This is a genomic window from Pseudomonas sp. HMWF006, from assembly GCF_003061205.1.
In the GTDB taxonomy this organism is placed as follows: domain Bacteria; phylum Pseudomonadota; class Gammaproteobacteria; order Pseudomonadales; family Pseudomonadaceae; genus Aquipseudomonas; species Aquipseudomonas monsensis.
This window is the reverse complement of record NZ_QAIU01000201.1, coordinates 1-20,396: the sequence shown is the minus strand read 5'-3', so window position 1 is coordinate 20,396 and position 20,396 is coordinate 1. Positions and strand designations below refer to the sequence as shown.

The 20,396-nt window shown below is 52.3% G+C and carries 19 protein-coding genes; 1 reads left to right on the top strand and 18 read right to left on the bottom strand.

The features are described from left to right. Positions 1 to 244 precede the first annotated feature (244 nt). Positions 245 to 628 carry a helicase gene (locus DBR24_RS07930; protein ID WP_025112696.1) on the bottom strand — a complete coding sequence of 128 codons (384 nt, stop codon included), beginning with the start codon at positions 626 to 628 and terminating at the stop codon, positions 245 to 247. Positions 629 to 993: 365 nt separating this feature from the next. Between DBR24_RS07930 and DBR24_RS07925 the strand changes: the two genes are divergently transcribed. Continuing rightward, positions 994 to 1,356 carry a DUF6124 family protein gene (locus DBR24_RS07925; RefSeq protein WP_128614434.1) on the top strand — a complete coding sequence of 121 codons (363 nt, stop codon included), beginning with the start codon at positions 994 to 996 and terminating at the stop codon, positions 1,354 to 1,356. 57 nt (positions 1,357 to 1,413) lie between these two features. On the opposite strand, the gene DBR24_RS07920 is transcribed toward DBR24_RS07925, so the two are convergent. The 17 genes from DBR24_RS07920 to DBR24_RS07835 all read right to left on the bottom strand — a co-directional run. After that, positions 1,414 to 1,854 carry a hypothetical protein gene (locus tag DBR24_RS07920; protein ID WP_177490477.1) on the bottom strand — a complete coding sequence of 147 codons (441 nt, stop codon included), beginning with the start codon at positions 1,852 to 1,854 and terminating at the stop codon, positions 1,414 to 1,416. Between the two features lie 42 nt (positions 1,855 to 1,896). Beyond that, the gene (locus tag DBR24_RS07915; RefSeq protein WP_128614439.1) at positions 1,897 to 2,655 is read right to left on the bottom strand and encodes a lysozyme inhibitor LprI family protein; all 759 of its coding nucleotides are present in this window, start codon (positions 2,653 to 2,655) and stop codon (positions 1,897 to 1,899) included. A gap of 2 nt (positions 2,656 to 2,657) precedes the next feature. After that, entirely contained in the window at positions 2,658 to 3,506 is an 849-nt protein-coding gene (locus tag DBR24_RS07910) for a type IV pilus biogenesis/stability protein PilW (protein ID WP_128614432.1), read from the bottom strand. Continuing rightward, positions 3,493 to 4,041 carry a hypothetical protein gene (locus DBR24_RS07905; protein WP_128614431.1) on the bottom strand — a complete coding sequence of 183 codons (549 nt, stop codon included), beginning with the start codon at positions 4,039 to 4,041 and terminating at the stop codon, positions 3,493 to 3,495. Before DBR24_RS07905 ends, DBR24_RS07910 begins: the two co-directional genes overlap by 14 nt. A 19-nt stretch (positions 4,042 to 4,060) precedes the next feature. Continuing rightward, positions 4,061 to 4,432: a hypothetical protein gene (locus tag DBR24_RS07900; protein WP_128614430.1), complete on the bottom strand. Its 372-nt coding sequence runs from the start codon at positions 4,430 to 4,432 to the stop codon at positions 4,061 to 4,063. Positions 4,433 to 4,436: 4 nt separating this feature from the next. After that, positions 4,437 to 4,892, bottom strand: a complete 456-nt coding sequence (locus DBR24_RS07895) for a hypothetical protein (protein WP_128614438.1) — start codon at positions 4,890 to 4,892, stop codon at positions 4,437 to 4,439. Between the two features lie 88 nt (positions 4,893 to 4,980). Then, entirely contained in the window at positions 4,981 to 5,646 is a 666-nt protein-coding gene (locus DBR24_RS07890) for a hypothetical protein (RefSeq protein WP_256591335.1), read from the bottom strand. A 59-nt stretch (positions 5,647 to 5,705) separates the two neighbouring features. After that, a complete protein-coding gene (locus DBR24_RS07885) occupies positions 5,706 to 8,156 on the bottom strand; it encodes an alpha/beta fold hydrolase (RefSeq protein ID WP_128614428.1) in 2,451 nt (816 codons plus the stop codon). A gap of 9 nt (positions 8,157 to 8,165) precedes the next feature. Beyond that, a complete protein-coding gene (locus DBR24_RS07880; protein WP_128614427.1) occupies positions 8,166 to 9,560 on the bottom strand; it encodes a TIGR01777 family oxidoreductase in 1,395 nt (464 codons plus the stop codon). A 204-nt stretch (positions 9,561 to 9,764) separates the two neighbouring features. Beyond that, positions 9,765 to 11,132 (bottom strand): lysozyme inhibitor LprI family protein, encoded by a 1,368-nt coding sequence (locus DBR24_RS07875; RefSeq protein WP_128614437.1) that lies wholly within the window; start codon positions 11,130 to 11,132, stop codon positions 9,765 to 9,767. A 46-nt stretch (positions 11,133 to 11,178) separates the two neighbouring features. Further along, complete coding sequence (locus DBR24_RS07870; RefSeq protein ID WP_128614426.1) at positions 11,179 to 12,306, bottom strand: lysozyme inhibitor LprI family protein; 1,128 nt, start codon at positions 12,304 to 12,306, stop codon at positions 11,179 to 11,181. A 197-nt stretch (positions 12,307 to 12,503) separates the two neighbouring features. Next, positions 12,504 to 13,253, bottom strand: coding sequence for a lysozyme inhibitor LprI family protein (locus tag DBR24_RS07865; protein WP_256591334.1), 750 nt, complete (start codon positions 13,251 to 13,253; stop codon positions 12,504 to 12,506). A gap of 217 nt (positions 13,254 to 13,470) precedes the next feature. Continuing rightward, positions 13,471 to 14,310, bottom strand: a complete 840-nt coding sequence (locus DBR24_RS07860) for a type IV pilus biogenesis/stability protein PilW (RefSeq protein ID WP_128614425.1) — start codon at positions 14,308 to 14,310, stop codon at positions 13,471 to 13,473. A gap of 237 nt (positions 14,311 to 14,547) precedes the next feature. Then, entirely contained in the window at positions 14,548 to 15,162 is a 615-nt protein-coding gene (locus tag DBR24_RS07850; protein WP_128614423.1) for a hypothetical protein, read from the bottom strand. A gap of 515 nt (positions 15,163 to 15,677) precedes the next feature. Continuing rightward, positions 15,678 to 16,406 (bottom strand): hypothetical protein, encoded by a 729-nt coding sequence (locus tag DBR24_RS07845; protein ID WP_128614422.1) that lies wholly within the window; start codon positions 16,404 to 16,406, stop codon positions 15,678 to 15,680. 1 nt (position 16,407) lies between these two features. Then, complete coding sequence (locus tag DBR24_RS07840; RefSeq protein ID WP_177490475.1) at positions 16,408 to 19,446, bottom strand: hypothetical protein; 3,039 nt, start codon at positions 19,444 to 19,446, stop codon at positions 16,408 to 16,410. A 16-nt stretch (positions 19,447 to 19,462) separates the two neighbouring features. Then, positions 19,463 to 20,396: tetratricopeptide repeat protein (locus tag DBR24_RS07835; RefSeq protein WP_256591333.1), on the bottom strand; the 934-nt coding region annotated here is incomplete at its 5' end.

Sequence of the window (20,396 nt, the reverse complement as noted above, 5' to 3'; positions counted from 1 at the left end):
ACTCCCACAAGATCAACACAATCCCTGTGGGAGGGGGCTTGCCCGCGATGAATCCAACCCAATTTACCTGTCTGACACAAAACCTGTGGTGAGGGGATTTATCCCCGACCGGCTGCGCAGCAGTCGCAAACCCAGCCAACAGTGTGTGTCAGTTATATCGAGGTCTCAGGTTTTGGGGCCGCTGCGCAGCCCATCGGGGATAAATCCCCTCGCCACAACAGCCCATCTACTCAAGCCCTTCTACTCAAGCCTTAGGCTTGGCCTTCCTCGGCTTCAAATACTTCATCAACCCCTGAAACCACATCACCAGCGCCGGATTGCCCTTGAGCTGGATCGACTTGTCCTGAATCCCCTGCATAAACGCCAGTTGCTTGTTCTTCGCTTGCATCGTGGCAAAGCCATAACCCGCATCTTTAAACGCAATCGCAAACGCCGGCTCCGCCACCACACCGGACTTGCTGGTGATGCGCTGATTCTTCACCACGAAATGCCGCGCCACTTTCCCGTCCAGCGTCTGCAGCTGAAACACCAGATCCTTGTCACCCAACTGCTGCTGGAACGCAGGATTTGTCCGGCTGGCCTTACCCATCAACAAACCCATCATCCACAGAAGAAAACGAAATTTCATGCGCACAGCCTCAAAAGGAAAATGAACGGCCGGGGGAGTGTAAGGGATTCGGACGATAACGCCAGTATCTGCCGCTGTTGGAAGAGGATGCTGGTCATTTCCCGAACGATGACCACCAAGTCACGATTCTGCAAGCAACGTCCTACATCCGTTGAAACACTTCCCTGTAGGAGCTGGCGAAGCCTGCAATCTTTTGATCTTCCGGCCCGCGAATCTATGGGAAATTTCCTGCAAAGTGCCGGGCTGTCCATGAACTAGGCGAGTTGGTGCGATGTGGATAGGCTCTGTGGGTCGCCGCAAAATCGGTGGCCGGATGTGCAAGTCCGAACTCGGGGAAATCAATTAACTGCTCAGGATTTACACCGATGACCGATGAAACATTCAGCACTGAATCAACCTCGCCCTACGAATCCCCAAACTCGAAGAAATTCCACGAAGCTGCCGAGCGCGCCCTCGACCATCACTTCAAGCCGCCCACCGAACCACATACCAAACGCGAAACGGGCCTCTTCAGCCTCTCCCCTGGCACCGACGCCGAGGCTCTCATGGCCAACGCCTCGGAAGACCTGCTGTCCATCAGCGTCATCGCCTGCGACCTCGCCGACGACCTCCCCGGCTCCCGCCGCTCAGTGGCACTGGCTCTGAGCAGAATGGCGGACGGGGTGCGATTGATGGTGGAAGGGATGCTTGATCACATTGAAGCGAAGAGCATGGCGGCCAAGCCGTAGCGAGATTTGCGGATAAACAAAGGGGACGTTAAGTCCCCTTTCTGAATATTCCCTGCTTCACCACTCGCAACCTTTTTCGGGTTTCGCATCCACGCTGTAATCGTTTTCAAACGAATACTTCTTTGCAGACTTGTAATTCGTATACGTCATCGCATCAACCCGGCCACCCTGAGTGACCATCTGATACTCACCTGTCAGTGCGCCATCAACTACTTCAACCCAAGTTGTCGTGTACTGGTAGGGCCGGCCATACACGAGCTCTTCTTGTTCAGTACTGCGATGAACCAGCCCAATAGCCTGTTTCGACTTGCTGTACTTGACGCCAGCACCGCTCCATTTGGCGACAGAGTCGTAATAGGTTCGGAATTCAAAATTTATGGGTTTGCCTTCGTAGGAGCGGAAGCAAAAAACCTCGGTCGTGACCTCGCTATGAGCCGCCAGAGGAACGAAAACGAGCAACGCGGAAAACAATGCAGACGAAAATTTCAAACCGAACATTCCTTTAGCGGTTCATGGGTATCAGCAAACTATTCGGGCCTGTTATGCACCAGGCTCAAGCGCGCCACACTTCAGCTCTTTGATTTGCTCGCTCTGAATCGGTATCACACAGGCAAGGCGCTTCTCTCCGAGCCCACGAAGCTCCGTCAAACTGAGCGTCACGTGCAACCCATCCTCGGCAAACGCATGATCCTCAAACCCGGCATCGGCATAGTCCGTCCAAAATGCCTTGCCCTCGAACCTGCAAAAACGCTTGGAGGACAGCACCCTCCAACCGCCGTTGGGCGCCAGTATCTGGACCGTCAGGCATGGGCTGCCAAAGGTGCTGACATAACGTGCCACGACATCGCCGAAGCGCTGGGAGCCGGACAGGTACACCTTGTTGAGATCAACTACATTACCCGGCTCATCAGCGACGATCGTGTCCAGATAAGCCGCACGCTCCAGACTCATTCTGGCCACGCAGTTGTTGATCGTCGTGACATGCGCTGCCACCCCAGGCTCGATTTCCGTGGCTTCAAGCGGGCATGTGGTGTCGCGTAGCTTGATCCAGGCGCGCTGGGATTCTCTGGCCATGGCGACCAGCGCTTTACCCTGCTCAGGGTCACGCGTTTGTTGAGCCTCAAACCGTCCCAGCAGTTTCTTGTAGCTGGCATTGAGTTGCGTGTCGGCTTCCTTGCGGGCTGCCTCCACGCACCGATCGACCTGGGCGCTCACGGTGATTTCTTTGCAGTCGTCCTCGGCCATCGCGCAGGAGGCAAACAGGCATCCAAAGGACAACGCGATAAAACGCGCAAACATGTTCAATTTTTCATTCCCTGAATGACGGATCGCTCAACTACACGTTGAGGTATTTTCTGCGCCTTGCCGACGGCGCTCATCGCGTCGCGGTACTGGCTGTAATAGCGCTGCGCTTCATCTTTGCGATCAAGGCGCCAGAGCGAGTCGGCAATGTTCAACATCAGTACCGTGCGTTTACCGACCGCCTCAACGCCGCGATAAAACTTCAGCGCCAGCTCATCTCTACCGCCCTCGGCCAGATAAAAACCTAGGTCGTTGTACGCCTGAACATTTTGCGCCGGGGGATGGCACGCCATGTAGGACTCGGGGCTTAAAAAGTTCAGGCCCCATTCGATGGATTCTGCGCGGGATTGCGCCGGCTCCATTCTTGAAACATATTTCAGCAAGTCCTTTGGGGACTTCGTCTCCAGGGCAGGAGTGAGCACATCACCGTCTGCGGAAATCCACTGATTGCCCTTCCACTGACCGACACAAAAAGTGGCCCAACGATCAGCGAGCACGCAACCGGTCTCCATGGAGATCACAACGCAATGCTGTTGCGACTCCAGTTTTTCTTCACCATTCTCGAGCGACAACATCCCGAAGATCACTGGATCGAGCAGCAGAGTTTTCTTGTCAGGACTGAGCATATTGGAATGCCCATCGGCGCCAATGTCGGCGCCGAAAAGCGGGAAGGTTTTGCCGTTGGCGGTGAACCATGCGGTCGCCGACTCAACGCCGGGCATAGTCCACTTTGTCGCTCGAAACGTAACCGTGTGTGCGTCGATACCGACTATGGGCGGGTCCTCGGCAAGGGCACTTGTGGCGGCAAGAAGGCAGTTGATCATCAACACCCACTTAAGGCTGGCCATAGACGATCCTCTTCACCGCCGGGCTTTCTGACATTAACTGTCTCTTCGTAACGCCATAGGCCTTGATAAGCTCCTCCCGAGATCCCTTCGAGCCAAAAGAGCGTTGGTTATTATCGAAGCTGTATTGCTCCAATCGCCCTGATGTCGAGTAATACCCGTGCCACTCTGGGCAAGAACCACAACCGCCATATCCGCCTATCGAAACAAGACTGCCCTGGGTGCCTTCCACGCAATCCATCGCCACAACAACATTGCTCAACATCTTCGTCTTCGCACCGTCGGAAGTGAGTTGTGAAACTTTGCTGATATCGCGACGAAGCACTTTGCCGCCGATGTTGATGGTTTGGTCAGAGCAAACCGGGATGACGTGGGTTTGCGCACCATCCACCGTCACCGATCGGCAGGACGACACCAACACCACTTCAACACCGCCGCACTGCATGACATCGCGTTGGGTGTAAGCATCCGTCGGCGCGGCGAAGGCTGGGGAAGAGAACAACCATGCCAGGCACCCGGAAAACAAAAGCTGATTCATTGAGAAATCCTTTTCGCCGTTAGCTGGCCTTTTGTTTTGTCAGGCACTTTACATAGCCGTCCGCAAACTTAGCGTCGAATGACAACGCCACCGGTTCATCCAGCTCGGCCGAGGTGTTGAGCAATTCGTGAGTAGCCGGGGTGTATTTGATCCAGCCGATTGTTCCGGTGCCGTCGGTGTCGAAAAACAGCTGAGCGCGCACCACTTCGCCGTCGTCCTCGTCGATCAGCAGGTTGACCTTGTCCTTGCCGACATAACGAAACGGAAAATCGCTGCTCCTGACAAGCTCAGTAAGGTAGCCGTAGCAACTCCCTTCACTGGCAGTCGCGGGCAGTGAATGAGGTAAAAGCGAAAGCGCAATCAGCACAGGCCGAATGAAAAACCAGTTCATCCACTCACTCCTCATCCATCGGCGACGATTCCACGTCGGTCATGCTCAGCAGCCGAAACTCATTGTTCACAAACTCGTAGTAACGATCCCGGTTACCGCTATCCAACGCGTTCCCTTGGACGTCCTCTTCACCGTCGAGCGTGATGCCGGAGACGATGATCAAGCGGCTGTCGGGCTGGTAAACCATGCCGAACGTACTTCCGTCGTAAGCATTCGGCAGACCGCCAACCACTTCCCCAGTCTGAGCGTCCAGCACTTCGCCGCAAATCGCGCTACCGCCACAACCGAGCCTGTGCAGGATGTAATGGCCGGCGAAGTTGACCTTGCCTTTCAGAGCTTGTGCCCGCGCCTGATCCATCATTGGACTGCTGTTTTCTTGGGGTACCAATTTATGATTGGGACCGGTGAAAACTGGCGTGACGGTGTAATCCTTGAAGGCTGGATCGGCAGCGAATGCCATGGACGCAGCAGCCAATATCAAGCTGCCGAGAAGAACCAAAAATCCTTTCACGCTGTAACTCCATCGACGCAAGTCATTGTGGGTGTGTTCATTCGAAGACAATGCCGCGCACCGCTTTCTTGATTTGCTCGAATCCTTCGTTGCTGATCGCCAACGAGGCGGATGAGCCCGATTCCGCCGAGCCGATCAGCACGGCTTTACCTCGCAGCAAGCAAAAAGCGATGCGGGTAATTTGCCGTCGTGACTTGTCGTGGAAACCGAAAATGAATCCCGAAGAGTTCTCCTCGCCCCATTGCTCAAAGGTGTAGGTGTTCGCACGACCGGCCAGCGAATTGGGCACCCAGCCCTGATCGGTAAGGGTCGCCGGGCACCTGCGGTCGTTGTCGTCACGCAGGACTTGCACCGCAAATGCATCGTCTACCGGGGGTTTCCAGTCGGTGAGAAGCGAAAAGTACTCCGAGTTTTCACACATCAAACCAAACCACGGCTGGCTCAGGTCACCGTGTTTCTCGAAGTGCCAGTCGGCACCACTCGACGTTTGCGCTTGCCACAAGCTGGGGGCGCTGGACGGTTTGGGCAGTTGTTTGGCTGCGATAAATACCGAATAGAAATCGTCGAACTTCAGCCATTGGTTCTGCAGCAGCGGCATGGAGAACCGACACGAACCCATGTCTACAACTGTCTCGGTCGGGCCTTGCGCAATCGGCGACTGGCCGGGCTCGTTACCGACCAATACAGGACCTGAGGCAGTCACATAATCCACCTGTAAAAACGCGACCAGACCAAAGATCAATTCGCGGAGGTATCGTAGTTTCACTTCGCATCCTTCGAATTGATCAATTCCAACTCACCATCCCGATACAACACCTCACACCCCAACCACGCCTGATCCACCTGCGGTATCACCGCCGACGGCTTGCGCAGCTCCCGCAACAACGTCGAGCCATGCGACAACCTCCCGCCCATCCGCGCAATCACCGCCCGCGCGGTTTGGTAATGCGCGTGCCGCCCCGGATCGAGGGTGTCTTCGAGCAAGATGTCGGCGCCGAGGATGCCTTGCACCTGCCCCGGATAAATCATGAACCCGGTCGCCTGCTCCGCACCTTCGCGACCGTCCTGCCAGAAGCTGCCGTCTCGGGTGCGAACGTCGGGATGCGGTGCAAACCAGTGCTCGCGATCCGCCAGCGGCATGGCGTGGTGCAGACGAAAGAAGATTCGCATGAGGTTGTCGCGATACCACTCGCGCACTTGCAGGTAGTAGCCGCGCAGACCCGGCATGCCGGTGGAATGAGCGAGGCGGATCAGCCCTGACCATTGCGGGAATGGTTGTAGCGGCAGTTCGCTAGACGCGGGTCGAGGCGTAGCCGGATCGGTTTCCCATGGCAGTCGATGCGGACTGTTTTCCAGATTGTCGTAAGCCGTCGGCGGGCGCCCCAGCCAATCGCCGCCGCTGCTGGCCAGTGCCGTGGCGATGCACAGATTGCCTTGCACCACGAACACGTAAAACCGGGTGAACCAGTCCGCGAGTTGCTGGCCATCGGCAGCTTGGGCGATGAGTTCGGCCAGCTCCCGATCGAAGCGCTGTAAGCCGTTTTCAAGATTCAGTAAATGGCCGCGAGCCTTGCGTTGCATGCGCAAAAACAGCGGCAACGAACGCAGCATCTTCAGCGGTTGCCACGGCAGATGCGGCGTTGCGCCGCCGACTTCACCAGCGTAGTTACTCGCGCTAATGCCCCAGTCGGCCAGCCTTGCGAGGAACAGGTCATTGTTGATGTAGGACGCGCCGCCGAACACGGCGGTGAACGGCTCATTGTCCTGCAACACTCGAGCATCCCAGCGCGCCATGATCGCCGGGATACTCGCTGCCGCGCGGCGTTGGGCGTATTCCACCAGCACGCTCGGTTGCGGCGGCAGGATCTCGGCGATGTTGGCGGCGGTCAGGTGGCGGCGCCAGCCGTAGTCGCTGATCGGCCGGTATTGCAGCAGCCACAGTTGCGAGCCATCCCAGGCCCATTCGACGTCGCCGGGCACGTAGTGGAACACGCGCAACACGTCTTGCAGAAAGCGCCACAGCAGGTCTTCGGTCAAGCCGTGGGACGGCGTGAACGTGCCACTGCGCCACGCATCGCCGAGCCGCGAAAGCGTTGCCCGCGAGGGGCTGACTTGACCGTCGGCCAGCGATTCGAGATGGCCTTCAACCCATTCCAGTTCTACCGAGAGATGTCGCACGAACGCGATCCCGGACACTACCGGCGTGATGAAGCGCTGCACCACCACTTCCTCGACGCCCTCGGCCGTCAGTTCGGCAATGCGTTTCGGCACATTGGCGGTCGGCTCGCGCAGATAGGTCATGCTCAAACCGGCATTCGCCGAATCTGCCTGATCCTCGCCGTAACTGGAGGAGCGCACCGCCCAGGTCGCCTGCGGTTGGCTGGCGAGGAAAGCCGACAGACGCGGATCGTCGCAATCGTTCAGCGTCAGTGCCGCCGGCACCGGTTGCCGGGCCAGCTCAGCCAAGCGCAAACGACCGCCCTTGGTGTGCGCAACAAACCCGCGCTCGCCCGACTCCAGCCACTGCGCGAACTGCGCGGGCGAGTCGATCCACGGGTAATGACCCCAACCGGGTTTCAGGTTGATGGTCAGATCAGCGCGGGCGAGAATCGCCGACCATGCCGCCGCTTGCTCGATGCCGAGCACCGCATCTTGATCGCCCCAGACCAACTCGACCGGATCGGTGATCCACTCCAGCAGTGGCAACGCGGTATCGGCGCGGATCAGATCCCAATGCGGCACAAACGCACGGCAGCGCGCATAGCCGGCGCCCATGCGCTGGTACTGCGCGGGTGTCCAGGTCTGGTTGGAAAACTTGCGCGCGAACAGCGTGGGCTTGTTCGACAGCAGCCAGTGGATGGTCTTGCGGATCGGCAGCGGCGACATCAGTGCCGGTAACCGCCGCTGCCACAGAAACGCACCGACGGGTGCCAGCAAAACACTGCGGGAAAAGTGCCCGGGTCGACGTTGCAACGCATGCAATACAAGTAAGGCATTGACCCCGACCGCCATGATCGCGCTGCCCTGCTGCGTCATCGCCAGCAAAGTCTGCGCGTAGTCCGCGAGATCCTCGCAGGGTGGCTGCGGATTGGCGCCGAAGCCCGGCAACTCCAGCGGCACCACGTCGTAGCGCTGAAAGTGCGGCAGCGCATCATCCCACCAATCGGCGGCGCTGCCGTTGCCGGCCAGCAGGTACATCAAGGGCTTGCTCATGAGCGGCACTCAGGTCAGATCGCGCAGAGCGGCGTCGAGGGTGGGGTAGCGGAACGTGTAACCGGCCTCGGTCAAACGCTGGGGCACCACGCGCTGACCGTCGAAGAACAGCTGAGCCATTTCCCCTGCCAATGCACGCACTGGCGCGGCGGGAATGTGCAACCACACCGGGCGCTTGAGGACCTTGCCGGCCTGTTCGGCGAACGCTGCCTGACTGACCGTTTCGGGCGCGACCATGTTGTAGGTGCCGCACAGACTGTCGTCGTTGAAAGCCCGCGCGATCACCTGAAGCACATCGTCGCGATGCACCCAGCTCATGATCTGCCGACCATCGCCCATGCGTCCGCCGAAGCCCAGGCGAAACGGAATCAGCAACGGCGTCAACGCACCGCCCGGGCCGAAGACCACGCCGAGGCGCAGCACCACCTGACGCACGCCAAATTCCGTAGCCGGTTGCGCGGCGGCTTCCCAACGTGCGCAGAGTTCGGCCATGAAACCGTCGCCCTTGCTGGCGTGTTCATCGAGGCTTTCGCTGGCATCGCGCACACCGTAGAAACCGATGGCTGAGGCTTGAATCCATAGCGTGGGTTTGTGCTTGGTGTTCTTCAGCCATGTCATCAGCGCTTCGGTGGTGCCGACTCGACTGGCGAGCAGTTGCGCCTGACGCTTGGGAGTCCAGCGTGGGCCGGCGACTGGTGCGCCTGCGAGATTGATCACTACGTCGAAGGAATTGTCGTGGCTGAGTTCGCTGAGCGAATGCACGCAGCGGACGCGGCCGTTGAATAGATTGGCCGCGCTCAACGGATCGCGCGTCAGTACGCTGACCGAGTGGCCGGCGTCGAGCAGTTGGTTGACCAAGGCTTCACCGATAAACCCGGTGCCGCCGGTGATCAGCACGCGTTTGAAAGCGCCACCGGCAAACGGGTTGGATTGGCTCGGTGCCTTTACTGAAGGGGATTTTCGGCGGTCATGCCGATACAACCAGAACAGCGGCGGCAACAACACCAGCAACGCAAAACCGTCGAGCCACAGGTGCGACCAGACCTGTTGTTGCGCTGAGAGCCACATGTCCTGCGGCGCCCATAACAGAATGCCGGCGATCAACCATCCCCACACTGCCGGTGCTTTCAAGCGACTGCCCAAGTGCACCAGCGCGAGCATGTACAGCGCATAACTTTGCAGCGTCGCGCCGAACAGCGCGAGCCACCAGACTTGTTGTTCGTGGCCGGCCGCAGGTACCGCATCGGCGCCCCAGAATGCGAGTTCGAGAACTTCAAGATAGCCGTCGAGTAAACCGGAATGCCCGGCCCAGGTCAGGGTGAGACCGGCGAGAATGTGCACGATTGCGGCGGCGTATAGCCAGAGCACTAACGCGGGGCGAAGGGAGTTCGAGGGGGCTGGCATTCCGTGTCCTGAGCGCATTCCTTGGGGGTGGGGAGTTTAAAGGAAAATCGCGGTCGTCAGATGCTCAAGTATTAAACGTTCAAGCGCTGCGGATTCTGGCTCAGCGCATATGAAAACGCGTTAGCCATGGTGGCGGAACGCGTTTGATCACATCGAGGTGAAAAGGCGTCGGGCGCTATAAACGCCCTTCTTCACTTAACCGCACTAAAAGCAGCTGCTGGCCACTATCGGTTCGGCCACTTCGGACTGAAGTCGCTTAATCGCATTGATGCCCGAGTCGTTACCTTTGTCGGCAGCAAGCTGATAACAGGCCAAGGCGCGAGGAGTATCTTTCTTTCCTAGATCGCCGCTTTTCCAATAATCGCCTAACGAAACGAATGCGTGCGTTGATCCCATGGTGGTAGCACGAATCAACTCTTTTTCAACGTCCAGCGGGCGCTGGCAGGGTCCTGAACCGGCCAATTCATTGCCAAAACAATAGAAGCCAGCCAACGACTCAGCACCGCTCGGCGAATCAACGGCTGCTGCTTTGAAAAGAGCCTCAACTTTGCCGTATTCCAATTGCGGGGCCATACCCGACAGACTCAGCCCGGCCGCAGCCGAACTAGATATAGGATCACCTGAAGCGGCCGCGCACAGGTAATTTTCCAAAGTTGCCTCAAAAAGTTCTCCTGTCAGTCGGTATTGCTCAAGGCCGCCCAAGCCAGCAAATCCTTGTCCGCGCTGCCAACAGAAATTCTCCGCACGACTCATTTTCCGCGTACTGGCTACAGAAAGCTCTTTATCAGGAATCGACCAGTCCTCAACCCCATCAAGCGTCCAGCAGGACTTCCGCGAAAAGTTGAAAATCTTGATATTGCTGTTGCCGGCGCGTTTATCCACAACGTTAACGTGGCGGTCATCCACCTTCTCGATCTCTATTCCTTCGACTTTCCCATCTGGCACCGCAGCCATTAAGGGAAACGCCATGTCGCGCCCCACCACTGCAGTGACGTGAGTCACTATCCGTCCTATATCCGACGTCCCCTTCAACACCAATAGCTTCACGGCCTGCGCAGTTAGTCGCTTCTGCGATTCGACATTAGCGGAGAATGCTGGAAGAAACTGTGCAAAGTCTTGCGTAGGGCACGAGCCACGTCCAATTGTCGGGCCACTCCCGGTATCGGACGCGATATTGTCCAAAAACACTGAACGGTCACGACTCATACTGGCGATGCAATTGTTCACCGCTGCCACATGCGCCGAAGAGCCCGGTTTCGTCTCCAACGCATCGACCAGACAATCGGTATCGCGCAGCTTGATCCAGGCGCGTTGAGCCTCCTGAACCGTTGCCTTTTGGTTCGCAGCAAGAACTGGATCAGTTTGGTACCCACCCTCGAGCCGAACCATCAGTTCTTGATAACTGGTATTCAACTGCGTATCTGCTGCAGCCTTGGCACTCACAGAACATCTTTCACTCTGCGAGTTCGTATTGATATTGGCACATGCATCGTCAGCAAATGCATGCCCCCCCAACAGAGATAAACCACCAATCAGCACGGCGGGCAGCACCGGAATAAGATATTTACTCAAGGCAAATTCCAACAATATTTTGCGAAAGTGTATTTTTAAGTCGTGCTTATTCTTCAAGGGAGATAGCCATTTTCAGAGTAGATCCATTCAGATAAACGACTGCTTCGCGCCCATTAATATCGACAGGGGTAGGATTCTGGATCATTCCTTCATCACTAGCCTTCGCAATTTTTGTTAACGTCTTATCCGCTACATTGGCACGCCAAATAGTTTCATCACCATTCTTGAAATAAAACGTCGGCCGTGACTTGCTCCAAATCGGAGCATATATATTCCAACCGGCCTCGGGCCGACCAGCCTGCGCTATCGTTTCATACCCTGAGGTGTGCGAGTAGTACGCTTGCAATTTTCCATACTCACCACCCCAGCCGAATGTCAAACCACTAACAGCATTTTCATCAGTATTTGGCCACTGCTGGAACAGCAAACTGCTTTCCACTGGCGGAGATTTTGAACCGAGCTTATAAACCATCCCCCGCAGCTGATTCTTAGAGAGCTGCTGTCGATAGTAAAACGCCCCATCAAAGATTCCCGCAAACCTTTTCCCTTCGTCGTTTGAACCCAAACTCAGAGCACCATCAAAACCGATATTTTTCGCAATCGTGTGCAATACCGGCCTGTCGTTGCGATCAACGTACTCATATAGAGTACCCCGGTACGCAATCATCGCCGCATCAAAATGCCCCTCAAACACGATGACATGCAACATGCCTGAAATTGTTTCAGCTGAGATCAAAAATCGTTCGACAGCCCCTTTTTCATTGGGAAGCCCTGCTAAATCAATGACCTTCCATGAGCGCTCAAACTGTGTGTAGGGTTTATCACCCAACATTAACTTAATATCTTTCTGTTCCGGCCTAGGCGCGATAGAAACCGGTGTGAGAAAGTTTATCTGCTGAATATAAGCGCCCTCTAAACACTCCACTGACTCACAGGAATTACGCTCTGACTCAAGCCAGTCACTTTCGATTATTTGCAAGGCCCGCCGATGTTTTATCGGTTTGAAGACCTCACTGAGTTTTTCGTCCATTGCGGACAAAGAAGGAGAACTACAAATTTTTCTTTCTACTTCCGTCGAAGCTTTGCGACAGTCGAAACTCGCAGAAAATGCGGCAGAACTGAATAGCAAAAAGGTTAACGATAAAAAGCAGGGGAGCGAATGTAAATTTTTCATTGAATCAGCCTTCAAAGAAATTTTCCCACCATCGAAACGGATACGTTTACGCTGCGCCTCAAAATCAAAGAATTTTGGCGCAACAAATAAATCCGTCCCCTTTCACACGTAAAGGAAATAGCGCAAAAAAGAGAAGATAATTTTGTTCATGCTCATCCAAGTCGACGCTTTCGCCCCAATGCTCCGACTTGTCCGTTTCAACGTCTGCTCTTGTCCGGTGCCAAAGCCAAATGGCGAGCACGCTCTATCGTCGCGCGAATCAGGCAGGCATCGGACCACTCACCGAAAACTGATTTACTCGATTTCGGGTCGGACTGGCACTCCGCATCTCGAAATTTCATCCAGGCTCTTTGAGTTTCCCTCAGTGCTTTCTGACCGCTTTCGTCCAGCCGACTCATACGATCCCGATATACAGAGTTCAACAATGCATCCGCGTCAGGAACCATCAGATCAAGAACACCATTTCCCGAGGGAAACCACTCAACGTCCGCCAATGCCTGTTCGCTTTCATTGTTCCAATTGTCGAGGCCGTTTTCTTCGATCTTCAGTGTGGCGAATCGCTGATGGTGATTCGTCGGATCGCTCTCGCTGACCTCCGAGCGATAAACAATTTCCAAATAGATAGGGTCGGTTGTGCGCTGAGGATCATTCAATAGCGTTTGCCGAACAATGGCCCGTTGCTTTTTGCTCTCAGTGATCTCTATCGAAAAGCACGGATCCGGCCCAGGACGTTCTGCGGACACCTTCCTCTCCAGGCATTGATTACGAACCGCCATGGAAGGGGTATCCGAACCGCCACCCACATCGACGACTCTGACAAGCAACCGGACTTCCGGATCCTTGGAAAAGTCGGCCTGAAGGATGGTGGCAATCATCGTGCCTTCAGCCATGACCACAGGCGACAGTATTGAAAGTAAAAAAATGAGGCTGAATCTGAAAAACTGCATTCCTTGGCGTCCGTAAAAAATCAGTGATCCGTTCAATTCTGAACGGGCCTGCGACAGAAGATAGAGTCAGAACCGACAAACGGGTCAGATCTATTTACGCTCTCAACTAAATTCAAAGCAGTCGAGCGCAACAAATAAATCCGTCCCCTTTACCAATCACCGCACATACGCCTCGGTGGTGCCCATGCCACCCAGGATCGAAACCTCCCTCGCGTCGCTATTTCGCCCGTTCAGCAACGCGTGCAGGCACTTTTCCGGCTTTACCTTCCGCGATCATGGCGTCAGAGTATTTTTTGTAATATTTCGCAGCCTCGGAAGTTTCTTTCAAATTCCACAAAGAGTCCGCGATATTGAGCATCAGCACAGTCCGCTTACCAACTACTTCGATTCCCCGATAAATCCTCAGTGCGGACGAATCATCACCTGCTTGTGCTAGATAGAAACCGACATTGTTCAAGGCTTGGACGTTCTTACTGGCTGGGTAGCAACTCATATAAGATTCGACCCCCATGAATAGTTGGTCTTTTACAGCAAGTCCTTTCGCAGAAGCATTATTAATCGATTCCACTGACTTTATTAGGTTGTTAGGAGAAATCGTTTCCAAGTTCGGCACAATCACCTCTCCCCCATCAGTCAACCAATTTCCCCCTTTCCAACTTCCAGAACATGCTTCAGCGGAGCGTGACAAAAGTACGCAACCAGTATCCATTGAAACCATATCGCAATAATTATTCTCGGTGGCAACCACCTCTTGCCCATTGCTCAACTCTCCAAATACAGTTCGCTGAACCAACGCATATTTTTTGCTGGGCGAAAGAGAATCAGAGTTAATACCTACGCCAACTGAAGCTTTGCTCCCACTATCGTATAAATCATAGCTTTCGTTCATCTTGGAGAAGGTAGCGCGCTTCCATACAGCGGCACCTTGATCCCAAGAAGAAAACTTGAGCATCGCACCATCGGCACTCGTCAAACTCGAATCTGCGGCATTACAAAAAGATCCAATTGAAAAAATTAGACACGTACCTATAAAAAATTTTGCCTTTAACATTTTCAAAGCCCTGCCTTTAAGTGATTATAACGGAGAGATGGATTCGTCATTCTTCTGTTATTACCATACAAATCGAGAACCTTCCGCTCATTCGCGTCGTGCGCCGCCCCCCAAGTATCAATATTCCTACTTACCGCCGGATTCTGGGAGGAAAAAAAGGGGACAAGAAAAAAAGGGGACAGACCACGTTTTCGGGTAATTACTAAAACCGTGGTCTGTCCCCATTTCCCACCCACCACAGCCTTAAAGGTTTTCACTCATCTCCGTGCATTCTTTTGCATCTGCAAGGACTCTACGCTCACCGTAGTTAAAGACACAGACCGGCTTTTTAAAGCTACCTCTCATCTTCTGACAAACACCACCAGTTTTTTCTTTGAAAACACACTGATCACCACCAATAATCAACTCTTTACTTGGAGCCAAGGCCAGAACCTCACGATCCTCTATACGGTATATAGTCTCGTATATCGAGTCTCCTGACTGCTGAATATCTTTATAACTTCCATCCTGCGACTCGGAAGCGCCCGCCGGAATAGATCCAATATAATCAGCCGAGCCACTCTTTGACGAAGTAGCAAAAATCATAATCTGAGCGTTAAGCCCCATATCATCAATGGTTGGGTAAGAATATATAAATGACACTCCAGACTCATTTGATGACTCTCTATAAACATACTCAGAACGGCAGCCACGCTCAGGATTTTCAATAGAAAATCTTCCCCCATCAAACGAGAGATGCAAAATTACTTGAGAGCCAGAATCTTGATCAGAAGCCTCGCACAACAACTTGTGTTCTACAGGAGAAGATAGCACTGAGCAGCTGTAGACCAAGAAAAAAAACATGATCATTTTACTCATTACCGAACCACCTCAAAAATGCTGTAGCAATTTATTTGTTAATGTTTCGCGACCTGAAAAGTTAGCTGCGGCCGGCCATGGTACCGAAGCAGTACCTACAGCGGGACGGTCCCCTCGAATACGCCGTGTTACGTTAGGTATGTTGTTAGAGTCAGCGAGTTCCAGCACTCTATTTTTTGCCCAAAACCAACCAGCAGTGTCAATACATGTGAATGGCTCGTTTTTAACACGGTCTGCGTTAACTATAACTGGCGGTCGGAATTGTGCGTCTAACTGTGCAATGGTCGCAGCATTCTGAATTGGCAAAGTAGCTTGTTGTGCTGCGGGAACAGTAGGCCCGGAGATGGTAATCCCCCACCACGCTGTATGTTTCCACCAATTATCTGTAAAAATGGGGACAGACCACGTTTTTCGGATCATTTTTAAAACGTGGTCTGCCCCCATTTCACATTTATCTTTAAGCATCGCACCAAGATCAAAACCGTCTAGCTTAAAGTATAAATCCGACCCTTAGATTAGAATAACTTATCTATAGCAACTTGATCGTACCTAGTAAACCCCCCTCCCAATGCGCCGGAAGAAACATCGAAATAGATTGGGCGAGCCAAATCACCAACTTTATAAACAGAAAAAACTTGGCTTGAGCCAAATGAATGCCTTCCAGTCCCCTTTTCAATTACAGCTTCCGGCGCTGAAATACTCAAATTATCTTTTGAGTTATATATTCTCGACAACTTTGCCTCACCCAGTGTTGACTCACTAACCTCCAGTGGCAACGGAGGCGCTCTCAACAAAGGTTCGATAGCTATATTATCGGTGGAACTTTTCCACTCATCTGAAAATTCGTAAATCGCCTCATCATACTCCTCTGCAAGAGGTCGATTTAGTCCACATACTGCCTTGTTAATAAGAATTCCGTTCTGCTCATTACGTACATTTGCATAAATGCAATCTATGAAGACGTCCTTGGCATTTCTCATCAGTGTAAAATAAGCTTCAAATGTTGAGCGAGACGCCAAATTTTCATAATGTAGGGCTTTCCCCCCATTAAAGTCGACTAGTTCTCTGGTTGTTTCTCCTTCACTACCAACAACGTTCTCGATCGTCCGACTCCCGCCTGCCCAAGTCACGCTTAAACTTTTAGTCTTCGCATTCGCTAAATAAACGTCATTTTGGCCAGCCACAGAAATACCAGAGACCATGACAACTGAAAACATTAAAACAGCTTGAAACCTTAACTTCATACTATTTCGTCTCCGGAGCAGAAGAAGTCGCTCTTAAAATTGATTCAAATTTAACAGCATAACTTGCAATAAGTTCTTTTCGGTCAGACCCATTGATAACCTTGCGAGCACCCTCATAATCTTTAGTTGAATTATTAACATAATCACTGAGCTTTTTGCCGGTAAAAATCCCTTCCTTCATACCCCATATCATGATCGGTATCGAATTTTCGAATCCCGCAGCCTCATCAGGCCTATTCACAAAGTCAATACCGAAATGATCCTTAGCCTTTTGATAGTTTTTCTTCCATGTCAAATGAACAAGGCCTCGACCGCGATACTTAAAACCATCGCCTTGTACTGTATTGCCATTCGCGATTGCTGTTTGCCGGCCTTCTTCGGAGCTCGCAAGAACAGGATCATACTTATTAAAATAAGAAACATCACCATATTCTGGAGCCACACTAAAATATTCAGGTATCATAAATTGATAAGCCTCATGACGAGCAGTCGCAAACATATAAGACCATTCATATATAGTGTATACTTCTTTAGTTTTATCTATATATTTATTTATATGCTCAGCAATTTTTTGCAAATTAACTCTTGAGTTTGGAGTGAAAGCAGGAACATTTGGTTGAAATGACGCATGCTGTTCAGCGTACATCGCTACAAATCGCTCAACATCTATGAGCTGCGACCGGCTCATGAAATTACTCAACATTTCTATAGGATGGAAATGCCAAACCAGATCTGTATCTACGACAGCCTTCCCAATTAGGTCTTCCCAAAACACGTATTTCGTGATTCTTTCTTTTTCGTGTTTCAGCGTTTTCGGAGAATTTTCCAATAGCTGATCAAGTCTGCTCCACTTTTGAGCATCTGCTTTTTCTTTCCACTCAGTCGGATGATGGGCCACCAGCCTGGACCACTGCGAGCGCGTATTAGGTTTTTTCAAAGCCTCGGCCAACTCGGTCGGATCGACGTCCCCGCTCTGGTCTTTATCGATCTTCGCAAACAGATCCTGAAAGAACGTAGGCATATCTTCTGGATCGAGAAACCCGTCCGCTGTCGCATTGGTTTCTTCGACGATCTGAAACCCCAGCTTTTCCCAATCATGCTGAGTGATGATTTGTGCACCGGCTTTCTTGACCAGACCATTGACGGCCTGAGCATTGTCGGTAACGGTCACATCGTAGTAATCGTCGGCGCCCACTTTGATGACCGGCGTCTTGTTCAAATCAACCGCATGTTCCGTTTTCAGCACCGTACTGTCGGTCGCAGGTGCTTTTTTCTTCAGCTCACCTCCGACCGGCAAATACAGGTATTGCTTGCCGATCTTCAGCCCAACCGTATTCTTGAGGAAGTCTTTTACATCGGCTTCGGCGGTAAATATCTCGACGTGTACTTGATACTTACTTGCTACACCGCCATCTTCGCCGGTCAGGTTTTCAGTCAATCCCAGATAACCGATCGGATCTCCCGCCTTGATTCCGGTACTGGCGGGTTCTACAGAATTGAAGCTACTCGGGATTACATCCCAAGCAACGTAGTCGTTTTCCACAATCGCCCAGAAGCTGGGAGGAAGGCTTCCATCCCCAGCCAAGCTACCGCTGCTCGTACATTTCGCCATTCGACGAATTGTCCCTGCAACATTGAGGTTCAGTACCTCTTTGCTTTCAAATTCAACCGAACTTTGAGGGTTAAGTTGCAGCGAGCCAATCTTATCACCGGCATTCTGCCCATTTTGGGCAGAGATAGGACCCTGATAAAGATCCAATCTTGTCAACGCGGTTCCTTTCACCTTACCTTGCCAATATTTTGGCTTTAAACGCTCCGGGATCGGGTCTGCCAGCCATATACGTGCGGGTTTGGAGTTTTTGTAGGGCTCTCCGTCTTTCAAGTATGCGAACCAGATCTCCTTTCCAGCCTCGCGAACTTTGTGACCGCTCTTTTTAACGCTACCTGAAAGAATTTTCCCTTTCGCATAGGTAACGTTGCCTAGGGCCTTTTGATCCAGTATTTCAAGTTTGGTCCCCGCAACGAGCTTGCCAACGTTCTGAACGCTACTGGATTCAGGGAAATCGTCGTAAGCGTTGAAGTCACTTACCTTCATGGTCACTTGAGGCTTCGGAGTTTCTTCCTCAGTCAGCGGATAACGCTTGAAGGGCAGAAGGTGCATGTACAAGCTGTAGAAATTCAGCTTGTTTTGCTTGCCTTTATTCGGTCCTTCTTCTGGGTTTGGCGCAGATTTGTACTCATGTCGCACCAAACAAAACGAGTTGGAATACTGCAGTTTTTTCTCATTTTCGCCGAACGTAGATTCTAGATAATCTTCGTTAAGGCGATAGGCCACGACTTCACCATCAGCCATACAACGAATCGGTTCGTTCAAAATACATTGAGGTGCGCTGGCATTGCTGATGTGAATCCCACCGTGCCAGAACTTGTTACTCCCCAACAAATAATGCCCGGATGTTTCATTCTCAAGTACCTTATATACTTCTTCCGCATCAGAAAACTGTTTACCGTCTGCTTTTCGAAATGGATATTGAAAATTTAATAACGGCATCGCTGCAGATGGAGCAGGTGCAGGTGCAGGGCTTGTACCTGTTCGAAAACTTTCCTTTGCTCTTAAGAATTTTGTAGCTTTCGGCCAATAGTGACTGGGTGGTTTGGGACCAAATATTGTTATCGCTGGCCCTGTACTATTTTGAGCACCAAATATATGCCCAACTTCTGTAGCGGGGTTGTAGTCCTCGATAATCCCTGTATGAAAAATCGGATCACCTGGTTTGTTAGGAGTGGCATTTATCCATAAGGCGATGTCACCTCGCTTTACGCTCTGTGGCTCAATCGTTGTGTAGTAACTGGAAGTATCCATGTTACGGGTGTCTTCATACGGAATATTATATCCAGCGCCTGTCAGCAACAGATTAACCATATGAGAACAGTCAATCTTTTTCTTACCGGCGGCGTTCGTTTGAAAACCATCGCCGCCCATTTTATAAACGTAATCGCCACCGGTGTAGTTACTTTTTAAATCAAGTGGTTCAGTCATTTCTGCTTCCTGCAAATTAGTAGCAATAGCTGCTGTCTTCAGCTGATTGCGCTTTCAATCGATTAAAATTTTTCAGGGCAGTTTCATTACCGTTATCCGCTGCCAAGCGATAGCAGGCCAGTGCTCTTGATAAATCCCGGGTTACTAGCCCTCCCGTTTCGAAGGAGTAACCTAAATAGTTCATTGCATCCGTCGACCCCATTGAGGCAGAACGAATAAGTTCTTTTTCGGCCTCATCGGGGTGTTGGCAAGCACCTTCTGCGGATGGGTTGTTTCCGTAACAATAAAATGTCGATAGAGAAGCTGCGCCATCCGCGAGGGTTGTTGCCGCAGCTTTGAAAAGCGACTCAACCTTGGCTGATTCCAACTGTGGTGCCATGCCAGAGAGGCTCAAACTTGCAGCATCCAAACTCGCCTGAGGATCCCCCGAAGCAGCGGCGCAAACATAGTTTTCCAACGCGGCCTCGAAAAACTCTCCTGTCAGATAATACTTTTCCAGTCCACCTAGACCTTCGAAACTCCGCGCGCGTTGATAGCAAATGCTCTCGGCCGTACTCATGGTCGGAGAACCCGATACAACAAGGTCTTTCTCACTAATCGACCAATCCTCAACACCTTCCAAAACCCAACACGCCTGGTGAGAAAAGTTAAAGATCTTGATGTTGCTGTTACCTGCACGCTTATCAACAACGTTGAAGTGACTGTCGTCAACGGCTTCGACTTCGACACCTTCTGTCTTACCTGTGGCTACGGGTGCCATCAGTGGAAAGGCCAATGTCGAGCTTTTGACTCCCGTCGTTTGCGGCTCAAAATTTCCGCTCTCCCCAGCAGGTTTCAAAACCAGCGACTTCACCGTCATCGCAGTCAACCGCTGCTGAATTTCAGCATTCGCAGAGAACGCCGGCAGGAACTGGGAAAAGTCCTCAGACGGACACTCATCCGCATAAGCT